The organism is Micromonospora sp. NPDC005163 (assembly GCF_053599835.1).
In genome coordinates this window covers 1-13,241 of sequence record NZ_JBSFYP010000045.1, presented here as the reverse complement: position 1 = coordinate 13,241, position 13,241 = coordinate 1, and the positions used below count along the sequence as shown (strand labels likewise).

4 protein-coding genes are annotated in these 13,241 nt (G+C 74.5%); all 4 read left to right on the top strand.

The window, feature by feature from the left end:
• Positions 1–60: 60 nt before the first annotated feature.
• Positions 61–1,029, top strand: a complete 969-nt coding sequence (locus tag ACWD6N_RS25945; protein WP_354965239.1) for a ferritin-like domain-containing protein — start codon at positions 61–63, stop codon at positions 1,027–1,029.
• 16 nt (positions 1,030–1,045) lie between these two features.
• On the top strand, positions 1,046–7,477 hold the full coding sequence (locus ACWD6N_RS25940) for an amino acid adenylation domain-containing protein (protein ID WP_450005209.1): 6,432 nt from the start codon (positions 1,046–1,048) through the stop codon (positions 7,475–7,477).
• On the top strand, positions 7,474–12,498 hold the full coding sequence (locus ACWD6N_RS25935) for an amino acid adenylation domain-containing protein (protein WP_450005208.1): 5,025 nt from the start codon (positions 7,474–7,476) through the stop codon (positions 12,496–12,498). Before ACWD6N_RS25940 ends, ACWD6N_RS25935 begins: the two co-directional genes overlap by 4 nt.
• Position 12,499: 1 nt before the next feature.
• Positions 12,500–13,241: NAD(P)H-binding protein (locus tag ACWD6N_RS25930; RefSeq protein ID WP_450005207.1), on the top strand; the 742-nt coding region annotated here is incomplete at its 3' end.

The window sequence follows — 13,241 nt, the reverse complement described above, 5'->3', positions numbered from 1 at the left end:
GTCGTTGTATCTGTCATCAAGGGTCTGGCATCTTGTGTTGTCTCTCGGTACCTTGGGCGCATGTCTGGTCTGTCGGTGACCACCCCCGTGCGTGCGCAGCTGACGTGGCGGTACGAGTCCGAGATGCCCCGCGTGCTCTCCCTCTACGAACGGGCCAAGAGCGCGCAGTGGAACGCCAGCACGGATGTCGACTGGTCGATCGAGGTGCCGTTCGGTGCGCCGCTACCCGACGACTCCGCGTTCGCCATGGCGTCCTTCGAGTCGTCCCCGCTGGCGCGGCGGGGACGCCCGATGTGGGACACCTTCCGGTGGGAGCTGCAGTCGTGGATGGTGAGTCAGTTCCTGCACGGTGAGCAGGGGGCGCTGGTCGTCGCCGCGCGCCTGGTCGAGGTCGTGCCCGACCTGGACAGCAAGTACTACGCCGCGAGCCAGGCCGCCGACGAGGCCCGACACGTCGAGGCCTTCTCCCGCTACCTGCGCGAGAAGGTGCCGCACCCGTACCCGATCAACCCGGCGCTGTCCGAACTCATCAAGGACCTGCTCTCCGACTCCCGGTGGGACATCACGGCGCTGGGCATGCAGATCGTGGTCGAGGCCCTGGCGATGGCCGCGTTCCGGCTGGCCAACAGCACCTTTCACGACCGTCTCATCTGCGACATCACCCGGTTGGTCGCCCGCGACGAGGCCCGGCACGTGTCGTTCGGAGTGCTGTCGCTGGAGGGCATCTACCGGGAGATGACCAGCGCCGAGTTGGCCGACCGCGAGGAGATGGTGCTCGACTCGGCGAGCCTGATGCGACGCCGGTTCCTGCTCGAGGACGTCTGGGATCGCATCGAGGTCGACCGGAGCGAGGGCGTCGACTTCGCGTCGCACAACGAGCTGATGATCAAGTACCGGCAGGCCATCTTCGCCCGGGTGGTGACCGCCCTGGCCAACATCGGCCTGCTGACCCCCCGGGTCCGCGAGGGCCTGGAGCGACTGGACCTCATCGGGTTCGCCGACCGCTCGATCCGCGTCCCCCGTGCCTGACCTGTCGGGAGTAGACATGCCAGTGCTGACCACGCTGACCCTGGACGGCATGTGCGCCGACGTCGCGGCGCTGCTCGAGGAGCCCGTGGCGCCCGACGACGACCTGCTGGAGCGCGGCCTCGACTCGATCGGGCTGATGCGACTCGCCGCCGGCTGGGCCGGCGCGGGGCTCACCTTCGCCCAGCTCATCGAGCACCGCACCGTTCGGCAGTGGCACGCGCTGGCCCACCCGGCGGACGGGGACACGCCGCCCGCCGGCGAGTCGGCCGAGGACGACGACGAGGTGGAGGTCGACCCGGACGAGCCGTTCGCCCTGGCCACCATGCAGCACGCGTACTGGGTCGGACGTGCCGGGGACCAGGCCCTCGGCGGTGTGGGTGCGCACTTCTACAACGAGTTCGACGGCCGGCAGGTGGACCCGGACCGGCTGCACCACGCGATCCGCGCGCTGGTCCGCCGCCACGACATGCTCCGGGCGCGCTTCCTCGACGACGGGCGGCAGCAGATCACCCCGGACGGCGCCTGGCCCGGCCTGACCCTGCACGACCTGCGCGACCTGCCCGACGGCGAGCGGGACCGGCGGCTCGCCGACCTGCGCGCCACCCTGTCCCACCGCACCCTGCGGGTGGACCGCGGCGAGGTGTTCGACGTCCAGCTCTCCCTGCTGCCCGACGGGGCGAGCCGGGTGCACGTGGAGATCGAGATGCTGGTCGCCGACGCGCACAGCTTCCGGGTGCTCCTCGCCGACCTCGCCCGGCTCTACCGCCGGCCTGACGAGCCGCTGCCGGCGATCAGCTACAGCTACCACCGCTATCTGGCCACCCACGAGCGGCGCCGGGCCGACGCCCGCGATGCCGCGGCCCGCTACTGGCGGCAGCGGGTGCCCGACCTGCCCGGCGGGCCCGACCTGCCGGTGGCCGTGGCCCCGGAACGCATCTCCGGCCACCGGGTGCTGCGGCACCACCATTGGCTCTCCGGCGCCGACCGGGACCGGCTCGCCGCCCGCGCGCGAGAGCACGGCGTCACCCTGTCGATGGTGTTCCTGACGGCCTTCGCCGAGGTCCTGGCCGCCTGGAGCAGCCGGCAGCGCTTCCTGCTCAACCTGCCGCTGTACGACCGGACGCCCTACCACCCGGACGTGCCGTTGCTGAGCGGGGACTTCACCAACCTGCTGCTGCTCGAGGTCGACGCCACCGACGAGGTGCCGTTCGTCGAGCGCGCCCGCCGGCTTCAGGAGCAGTTCGCCCGGGACGTGGCGCACAGCGCGTACTCCGGGGTGGACGTGCTGCGCGACCTGGCCCGCGCCCGGTCCGACCGGGGGGTGCTCGCCCCGGTGGTCTTCACCAGCGCGCTCAGCCTCGGCGACCTGTTCGGCGCCGACGTCCGCGCATGCTTCGGCGACCCGGTGTGGACCTCCTCGCAGACCCCGCAGGTGTGGCTGGACAACCAGGTCACCGAGCGCGAGGGGGGCCTCTACCTCAACTGGGACCTGGTGGCGGAGCTGTTCCCGCCCGGTGTGTCCGAGGCGATGTTCGCCGCGTACGTCGAGTTGCTGACCCGGCTGACCGCCGACGACTGGACGGCGCCGGCACCCGACCTGCTGCCCGCTGGGCAGCGGGCGGTCCGGCGGCGCGCCAACGACACGGCGGCGACACTGCCGGTCGGCCTGCTGCACGAGGGCTTCTTCGCGTGGGCGGGGCGGGAGCCGGGGCGGGTGGCGGTGCGGGGTGATGAGGTGGCGGTGTCCTACGGGGAGCTGGCCGGGCGGGCGTTGACGTTGGCTGGGGCGTTGACGCGGGCCGGGGTTGGTCCGGGGGACGCGGTGGGGGTGTGCCTGCCCAAGGGTGTCGACCAGGTCGTCGCGGTGTTGGGTGTGCTCGCCGCCGGCGGCGTGTACGTGCCGGCCGGCGTGGACCAGCCGGCCGCACGGCGCAGCCGGATCTGGCAGCGGGCCGGCGCGACGGTCGTGGTGGGCGACGGTGGGCTCGCCCCGGCCGGCGACGGCGGGCCGGCCCTGGACGGGTGCGTGCCGGTCGACGCGGACGCGTTGGCGTACGTCATCTTCACCTCCGGCTCCACCGGCGAGCCCAAGGGCGTCGAGGTGCCGCACGCCGCCGCCGGCACCACCATCGAGGCCATCCGCCGGTGTTTCCACATCGGCGCGGACGACCGGGTGCTGGCGGTGTCGGCGCTGGACTTCGACCTGTCGGTGTTCGACATTTTCGGGCTCCTCGGCGCCGGCGGCGCCGTCGTGCTGATCGGCGAGGAACAGCGGCGCGACGCGAGCGCCTGGCGTCGGCTCGTCGCCGCCCACCGGGTCACCGTCTGGCAGTCGGTCCCCGCGCTGCTGGACATGCTGCTGACCGCCGCCGAGGCCGACGGCGGGCTGGAGCATCTGCGGCTGGCCCTGCTCGGCGGCGACTGGGTCGGCCTGGACCTGCGCGACCGGCTGGTGGCGCTGCGCCCGGACGCCCGGCTCGTCGCCCTCGGCGGCACCACCGAGACCGCCATCCACTCCACCGTCTTCGAGGTGGGCGCGGTACCCGCGCACTGGCGGTCCATTCCGTACGGCTTTCCGCTGCCCAACCAGCGCTGCCGCGTGGTGGACGGGCGGGGGCGGGACTGTCCGGACTGGGTGGTGGGGGAGTTGTGGATCGGTGGTGCCGGGGTGGCGGCGGGTTACCGGGGGGATCCGGAGCGCACGGCGCAGCGGTTCGTGGCGCAGGACGGGGTGCGGTGGTATCGCACGGGGGATCTGGGCCGGTACTGGCCGGACGGGACGGTGGAGTTCCTCGGCCGGGCGGACTTCCAGGTGAAGATCCGCGGACACCGCATCGAGTTGGGCGAGGTCGAAGCGGCCCTGCTGGAGTGCCCCGGGGTCCGCGACGCGGTCGTGGTCGCCGTGGGCACGAGCACCCGCCGGCTCGCCGCCGCCGTCGTGCCCGAGTCCGACCTGGATCCCGAGGCGGTCCGGGCGTTCGTCGTCGACCGGCTGCCGGCGTACATGGTGCCGGAGCACGTCGCGGTGCTCGACCGGCTGCCGTTGAGCGGCAACGGCAAGATCGACCGGCCGGCGCTCACCCGCCGGCTCGCCGACCGCACCGACCGGCCCACCACCGTCGAGGCGCCCGTCGGGCCGGTCGAGACGACGCTGGCCACCCTCTGGGCCGACCTGCTCGACGTGCCGACCGTCGGCCGCACCGACAGCTTCTTCGCCCTCGGCGGGGACAGCCTGCTCGCCACCCGGCTGCTGGGCCGGATGCGCGCGGCCGGGCTCGCCGGCGGCCAACTGCGCCGCCTCTTCGCCGAGCCGACGCTCGCCGGGTTCGCCGCCGGAGTCCGGCTCGACACGGGAGCCGGGCTGACCGGGACCTTCGTCGCCGACCCGGCGCACCGCCACGACCCGTTCCCCGCGACCGACGTGCAGCGGGCGTACTGGATGGGCCGGACCGGCGACTTCGCCCTCGGCGAGGTCGGGTCCCACTGGTACTGGGAGTTCGACGGCGCGGACGTGGACCTCGAACGGCTCACCGCGGCCTGGAACCGGCTGGTCCGGCGACACGAGATGCTGCGGGCCGTCTTCGACCCCGACGGGCGCCAGCGCATCCAGCCCGAGGCGCCCGAGGTGACCATCCCGGTCGGCGACGGCGAGGCCGCGCTCGCCGACCTGCGCGAGCGGCTGTCACACCGCGTCGCCGACCCGACGCGCTGGCCGCTGGTGGCCATCGAGGCTGTGCGGTACGGCGAGCGCCGGGTCCGGCTGGCGTTCAGCTTCGACTACATCGTGCTCGACGCGCTCAGCATCGTCACCGTCTTCGCCGAGCTGTCCGCCCTCTACGTCGACCTCGACGCGCCACTGCGCCCGATCGGTGTGTCCTTCCGTGACTATGTGCTCACCGCCCAGCCCGACGAGGCCACCATCCAGGCCGACCAGCGCTACTGGTCGGCGCAGTCGGCCGAGCTGCCGCCCGCGCCGCAACTACCGCTCGCCGTCGACCCCGAACGGGTACGCGCGCCCCGCTTCGTCCGCCACGAGGCTCGGCTCACCCCGGCGGCGTGGACCGCCCTGGTGGACGCCGCCCGCGCCCACGGGGTGAGCCCGGCCGCCGTGCTCGCCACCGCGTACGCCGAGGTGCTCTCGGCCTGGAGCGGGCGAGGCGACCTCACCCTCAACCTGACCCTCTTCGACCGCCGGGAGGTCCACCCCGACATCGACCACGTGCTCGGCGACTTCACCTCGCTGCTGCTCGTCCCGCACCGGCCCGGCGTCGACGACGACTTCCTGACCCTGGTCCGCCGCCTTCAGGAGCGGATGTGGGACGGCATGGAGCACAACGGGGTCTCCGCCATCTGGGTGCTGCGGGAGATCGCCCGGCGTACCGGCGCGCCCGCCGCCACCATGCCGGTGGTCTTCACCAGCGCGTTGGGCATCAGCGACGAACTGGTCAACATGTCCCTGCCGTTCGGTGAGCAGATCTGGGGAGCGTCGCAGACCCCGCAGGTGTGGCTGGACAACCAGGTCATGGAACGCGACGGCGGCCTGAGCGTCAACTGGGACGTGGTCGCCGAGCTGTTCCCGGCCGGCATGGTGGAGGCGATGTTCGCCGCGTACGTCGAGCTGCTGACCACCCTGGCCGCCGGCGACTGGGCACGAACCGCGCCGGTCGGGCTTCCCGAGGCGCAGCGGGCGGTCCGCCACCGGGTGAACGCGACCACCGCGCCGACCCCACTGGGCCTGCTGCACGACGGGTTCTTCGCGCGGGCGGGGCGGGAGCCGGGGCGGGTGGCGCTGCTGGGCGATGAGGTGGTGGTGTCCTACGGGGAGCTGGCCGGACGGGCGTTGACGCTGGCCGGGGCCTTGGGCCGGGCCGGTGTCGGTCCGGGGGACGCGGTCGGGGTGTGCCTGCCCAAGGGTGTCGACCAGGTCGTCGCGGTGTTGGGTGTGCTCGCGGCAGGGGGCGTGTACGTGCCGGTCGGCGTCGACCAGCCGGTGGTCCGCCGGGAGCGGATCTTCACCCGGGCCGACGTGAAGACGGTCGTCGGCGCGGACGGACTCGCCTCGGCCGGCGACGGTGGGCCGGCCCTCGACGGGTGCGTGCCGGTCGACGCGGACGCGTTGGCGTACGTCATCTTCACCTCCGGCTCCACCGGCGAGCCCAAGGGCGTCGAGATGTCCCACGCAGCGGCCCTGAACACCCTCGCCGCGGTCAGCGACCGCCTGCGCCTCGACGCGGACGACCGGGTGCTGGCGGTGTCGGCGCTCGACTTCGACCTGTCGGTGTTCGACATCTTCGGGCTCCTCGGCGTCGGCGGCGCGGTGGTGCTCGTCGAGGAGGAGCAGCGGCGCGACGCCCGCACCTGGCTGCGCCTCGTCCGCCAGCACGGCGTCACCATCTGGAACACCGTGCCCGCCCTGCTCGACATGCTGCTCACCGCGGCCGGCGACGAACCGCTCGGCGCGCTGCGGCACGCCCTGGTCTCCGGCGACTGGGTCGGCCTGGACCTGCGCGACCGGCTCGTCGCCCGCCGCCCGGACGCCCGGCTGACCGCCCTCGGCGGCGCCACCGAGGCGGCCATCTGGTCCAACGCGTTCGACGTGGACGTGGTCCCCGCGCACTGGCGGTCCATCCCGTACGGCTTCCCGCTGCCCAACCAGCGCTACCGGGTCGTGGACGGGCGGGGGCGGGACTGTCCGGACTGGGTGGTGGGGGAGTTGTGGATAGGTGGCGCCGGGGTGGCGGCGGGTTACCGGGGCGACCCCGAGCGCACGGCGCAGCGGTTCGTGGCGCAGGACGGGGTGCGGTGGTACCGCACGGGGGACCTCGGCCGGTACTGGCCGGACGGGACGCTGGAGTTCCTCGGCCGGGCCGACTTCCAGGTCAAGATCCGCGGACACCGCATCGAACTGGGCGAGGTCGAAGCGGCCCTGCTGGAGTGCCCCGGGGTCCGCGACGCGGTCGTGGTAGCCGTCGGCACGAGCACCCGCAGGCTCGCCGCCGCCGTCGTCGCCGACCCGGACGTCACCCTCGACCCGGACGTCACCAGCACGTTCGTCACCGACCGGCTGCCCGCGTACATGGTGCCCGAGCACGTCGCGGTGCTCGACCGGCTGCCATTGAGCGGCAACGGCAAGATCGACCGGGGCGCGGTGGCCACCCTGCTGGCCAGCGGGGACAGCGGGCCGGCCGACGAGCCGCCCCGGCCCGGCCTGGAGAGCGACCTCGGCGCGCTCTGGGCCGACCTGCTGAACTGCCCCGTCCCCGGCCGCACCCGGAACTTCTTCAGCCTCGGCGGGGACAGCCTGCTCGCCACCCGGCTGCTGGCCGTGCTGCGCGAGCGGTACGGCGTCGACCTGCCGATGCGGGGCCTGCTCGACCGGCCGACCATCGCGGACCTGGCCACCGCCGTGCAGCACGCCGCCGGCACGTACGAGGAAGGGGCGATATGAACGGGCAGGACCTGGTTGCCGAGCTGGCGCAGTTCGGGGTCCAACTCTGGGAGGAGGACGGCCAACTCCGCTTCCGGGCCCCCACCGGCGCCCTCACCGAACAGCGACGCGCCGCGCTGCGCCAGCACAAGGAACAGGTGCTGGCCGTGCTGCGCGACGCCGCCGCGCCCACCGCCGCGCCGCACCCCGAGCAGCGCCACGAGCCGTTCCCGCTCACCGACGTACAGAGCGCGTACCTGCTCGGACGGGGCGACGGCTTCGCCTACGGCGGCGTCGGCTGCCACGGGTACGGCGAGCTGACCTTCACCGAGCTGGACGTCGACCGGCTGGAACGCGCCTGGCACGAGGTCGTCGCCCGACACGACATGCTGCGGGCCGTCGTCAACCGCGACGGCTCCCAGCAGGTACGACCCGACGTGCCGGCGTACCGGATCGAGGCGCGCGACGCCGACGCGGCCGGCTTCGACGACGCGGTGGCCGCCACCCGGGCGGAGCTGGACCACCGCCGGTACGACCCGCAGCAGTGGCCGCTGTTCACGCTCCGGGTCACCCGCGGCCCGGGGCGCTGCGTCCTGCACTTCTCGATCGACTTTCTGATCTGCGACTTCGTCAGCATCAACATCCTGCTCGACGAGCTGGGCCGCCGGTACGCCGGTGACCCGCCCACCGACGAGCTGACGCTGACGTTCCGCGACCACCTGCTGGCCACCGAGCCGCTGCGCGGCGGCCCCCGCCACCAGGCCGACCGGGACTGGTGGCTGGCCCGGCTCGACGACCTGCCCCCCGCCCCGGAACTGCCCCTGCGTGGCGACGGCACGGCCGCGCCGCCCCGTTTCCGCCGCCTCGACCTGCGGCTGGACCCGTCCGAGTGGGCCGGGTTGCGCCAGCGCGCCGGGCAGCACGGCATCAGCCCCTCCGGGGCGGTGCTCGCCGCGTACGTCGAGGTGATCGCCGCGTGGAGCGCGCACCCGCGCTTCACCGTCGACGTCACCCTGCTCAACCGGACGCCGACGCACCCGCAGGTGGATCGGATCGTCGGCGACTTCACCTCGGTCAGCCTGCTCGCCGTGGAGCAGAGCCCGGACGCGCCGGTCCAGGAGCGGGCCAAGCGGATCCAGGCGCAGCTCTGGTCCGACCTGGACCACCGCCGGTTCTCCGGCGTCGACGTGGTCCGCGAGCTGGCCCGCCGCCGGGGCGCCGACGCCGCGCTGATGCCCATCGTCTTCACCAGCGCCATCGGCCTGGGCGGCGACACCGGCGTGGAGGGCTTCGGCGAGCTGGGGTACGGCATCAGCCAGACCCCGCAGGTGTGGATCGACTGCCAGAACATCGAGCGTTCCGGCGGGCTGGCCACCAACTGGGACGTCCGCGACGGCGTCTTTCCCGACGGCGTGGTCGACGAGATGTTCGCCGCGTACGCCGCGCTGCTGCGCCGGCTGGCGTGCACCGACGAGGCGTGGGAGGAACTGGCCCCGGTCGCGCTGCCCGAGGCGAGCGCCCGTCGCCGCGCCGAGGTCAACGCCACCGCCGCGCCGCTGCCCGACGGGCTGCTGCACGAGGGCGTCCTCGCCCAGGCGCTGCGGACCCCGGACCGGGTGGCCGTGGTGGCCCCGGACGGCACGCTCACCTACCGGCAGCTCACCGGCCGTGCCGCCGCCGTGGCCGCCCGGCTGGCAGAGAAGGGCTGCCGGCCCGGTGACCTGGTCGCGGTGGTCGCCGACAAGGGCTGGCGGCAGGTGGTCGCGGTGTTCGGCGCGCTGCTGGCGGGCGCCGCGTACGTGCCGATCGACACCAACCAGCCGCCCGCCCGTCGTGACCTGATCCTCGCTGGCGCGGGGATCCGGCACGTCCTCACCGAGGCCGCCCGGGTGGACGGCGACTGGTCGGCGGGGGTGCTGCCGATCGCGGTGGACGACTGCGACGGCCCGGCGCCGACGGAGCTGCCGGCGCGGCCGGTCGGCCCGGACGACCGGGCGTACGTCATCCACACGTCCGGGTCGACGGGCACGCCGAAGGGCGTGGTGATCACCCACCGGGCGGCCCTGAACACCGTGGTCGACATCAACAGCCGGTTCGACGTGACCCCGGACGACCGGGTGCTCGGCCTGGCCAACCTCGGCTTCGACCTGTCCGTCTACGACCTGTTCGGCCCGCCCGCGGTCGGCGCCGCCCTGGTGCTGCCGGCGCCCGAGCGGCGGAGTGACCCCACCCACTGGGCCGAACTGGTCGCCGAGAACGAGGTGACCGTCTGGAACTCGGTGCCGGCGCAGCTGCAGATGCTCGCCGACTACCTCGCGGCCGCGCCGATGGTCCGGATCCCCTCGCTGCGGCTGGCCCTGCTCAGCGGCGACTGGATTCCGGTGACCCTGCCGGACCAAATCCGCGACCTGGTCCCCGGCCTGGCCGTGGTCAGCCTGGGCGGCGCGACCGAGGCCGCCATCTGGTCGATCATCCACCCGATCGGCCGGGTGGACCCCGCCTGGCGCAGCATCCCGTACGGGGTGCCGCTGACCAACCAGACCTGGCACGTGCGTGACGCCGCGCTGCGACCCCGACCGGACTGGGTCACCGGGGAGTTGTACATCGGCGGGGCGGGGCTGGCGCTGGGCTACCTCGGCGACGAGGCGCGCACGGCCGAGCGGTTCGTCACCGACCCGGCCAGCGGCGAGCGGCTGTACCGCACCGGTGACCTCGGGCGCTACCTGCCCGACGGCACCATCGAGTTCCTCGGTCGGGAGGACTTCCAGGTCAAGATCCGCGGCCATCGGATCGAGTTGGCCGAGGTCGAGTCGGCGCTGCTGACGCACCCCGCGGTGGGTGGGGCGATCGCCGTGGTGGACGGTGACCGTCCACTGGAGAAGCGGCTGGCCGCCGTCGTCCAGCCCGCAGCCGTCGAACCCGGCCCCGGGCAGCCGGTCGACCCGGCCGTACCCACCGCGGCCGGGGCCGCCCTGGTGGCCGGCACCGACCTGGGCGCCTACGACACGTACCTGCGCGAGCTGGACCGCCTCGGCCTCGCCGCCATGCTGGACACCCTGCGCGCCGCCGGCCTCGCCCTCGACGACCGCCCGCACAGCCTGGACGAGGTGTACGCCGCCACCCGCGTCGCGCCCCGGCACCGGCGGCTGCTGCGCCGCTGGCTGCGGGCGCTCACCGACTCCGGGGTGCTGCGCCACGACGACGGCTACCGGCTGGTGGCAGCGCCGCCGCCCGCCGCGCGCGCCTGGGACGCGGCGGCCGAGCGGGCCGCGTCGGTCGGGGAGTCTCCCGAGCTGGTCCGGTACTTCCAGGCCAGCGCCGCCGCGCTGCCGGCGCTGCTGCGCGGCGACGAGGACCCCCTCGCGCTGCTGTTTCCCGGCGGCGAACTGTCGGTGTCGGACAACCTCTACGCCGACGCCCTGTTCAACCGGTGGGCCAACACGGTCGCGGCCGCGACCGTCCGCGCCCTCGCCGAGAGGCTGACCGGGCCGGTGCGCATCGTCGAGGTCGGCGCCGGGTCCGGCGGCACCACCGCGGCCGTGCTCGACGCGCTGGACGGCCTCGACGTCGACTACCTCTACACCGACCTGTCCGCGTTCTTCCTCGGTGCCGGCCGGCAACGCTTCGCCGACCGGCCGGGCATCCGCTTCGCGCAACTGGACCTCGACGCCGACCTGGCCGGGCAGGGGATGCCGCCGAACAGCGCCGACATCGTGATCGCCGGCGATGTCCTGCACGCCACCCGGGACGTACCGGCCACCCTGGCGCGGCTGCGCGGCCTGCTCGCCCCCGGCGGACACCTGGTGCTGCTGGAGATGACCCGGGAGCACTACCAGATCATGACGTCGCTGGAGCTGCTGGTCCGGCTCGACGACGACCTCGGGGACTTCGCTGACCTGCGCCACGGCACCGACCGGACGTTCCTCACCGGCGACGAGTGGCGCAGCCTGCTCGCCGCCGCCGGCGCGTCCCCCGTGCTCGACCTGCCGGCGGCCGGCGACCCGATGGCCGGGCTCGGCATGCGGATCATCGCCGCCCGGGTCAAGGCCGACCGGCGGCGGGTGGTACCCGACGAACTGCGGACACACCTGGCCGAGCGGCTGCCCGACTACATGAGTCCGGGCGTGCTGCAGGTGGTCGACGAGCTGCCCCGCACGGCGAACGGCAAACTGGACCGCACGGCCGTACGACGGTTGGTGGCGGCCACGACGGCCGGTCCCGAGGTGGCCGCCGCGGCGCCGCTCACCGAGTTGGAGGAGCGGATCGCGGCCGTCTGGGCCGACGTGCTGCGGGTGGAGCGGGTCGGGCGGGACGCCGACTTCTTCGCCCTCGGCGGCGACTCGCTGCTCGCCGCGAAGCTCGCCGGCCAGCTCGCCGAGCGGGTGCCGGCCGCCGCCGACGTCTTCTTCGACGAGCTGCTGCGCCGGATCCTGGAGCACCCGACCGTGGCCGACCTCGCCGACCACCTGGCCGCCGCCGGCAGTGTCCGGCCGGACGAGCAACCGGCGGGCAGCGACACCGGCGAGGTGGTGACGCTGGCCGGCGGGGGCCCGCCCCGGTACGTCCTGGTCCACGATGGCAGCGGCGGCCTCGACGGGTACGCCGGGCTGGCCGAGCGGCTGGCCAGCTCGGGAGCCGTGTGCGGGATCGCGGACACCGGCCTGCACCGCTACGCCGGCCTGGACCCGGCGCCGCTGGTGCAACGCCTCGCCGCCGACTACACGGCGGCGCTGGCCGAGCACCTGTCGACCGGGTCGCTGACGCTGGTCGGCCGGGGCGAGGCCGGGGTGCTGGCGTTGGAGCTGGCCCGGCAGCTCACCGAATCGGGGGCGGACGTCGCCGGGCTGGTGGTCGCCGACCCGGTCACCGGCGACGGCTACGGCAGTTCCCCGTACGCGGGAGACGTCACGCTGCTCTGCCCGTCCGAGCCGGACCCGACGAGCGTCGACTGGTGGCGCGACGTGTGCCTGGGCGAGCTGACCGTGCGCCGGGTGCCGGACGATCCGGCAGCGTGGGCCGGTCCGATCGCCGGGGACGGCTGACGTGCCCGGGACGGTGGCCCTGGTGGGCGCCACCGGCGGCGTGGGCCGGCACGCGCTGGCGCACCTGCTGGCCTGGGGCGCCGACACCGTACGGGCCGGCGCCCGCGACCCCGCCCAGCTCGTCGCCGACGACCCGCGAGTGCACGTGCGGGCGGTGGACGTCACCGACGCCGCCAGCCTGGACGCGTTCTGCGCCGGCTGCCACACCGTCGTCAACTGCGCCGGGCCGGCCGCCTCGATCGGTGACACGGTGGCCCGCGCGGCGGCGCGCAGCGGCGCCGGCTACGTCGACGCGGCCGGTGACGACCCGCTGCACGCGGCGGTGTCCGCCGTGCCGGCAGCCGCGGACCGGGTCGCGGTGCTCTCCGCCGGGTTGATGCCCGGCCTGTCCGGGCTGCTTCCCGCTTACCTCGCCGCGCAGCTGCCGGCGGCACGGCGGATGACCGGGTACGTCGGTGGCCGCGACGGTTTCACCCTCGGCGCCGCCCTGGACTTCATCGCCGCCGGGAACGCCGACTACGGCGAGCCGCTGGCCGCGTGGCGTAACGGTGGGCGGCACAGCCGAGTCCTCGCCGCCCGCGCCGACGTGGCGGTGCCGTTCTTCGACGAGCCGGTGCTGCTGCAGCCGTACCTCAGCACCGAGACCGAGCGGGTCGCCCGCCGGCTCGGCCTCACCGACGTCGACTGGTGGTCGGCGTTCGCCGGCAGCCGGTTGCCGGCCGCGCTCGCCGCCGGCGCCCGGC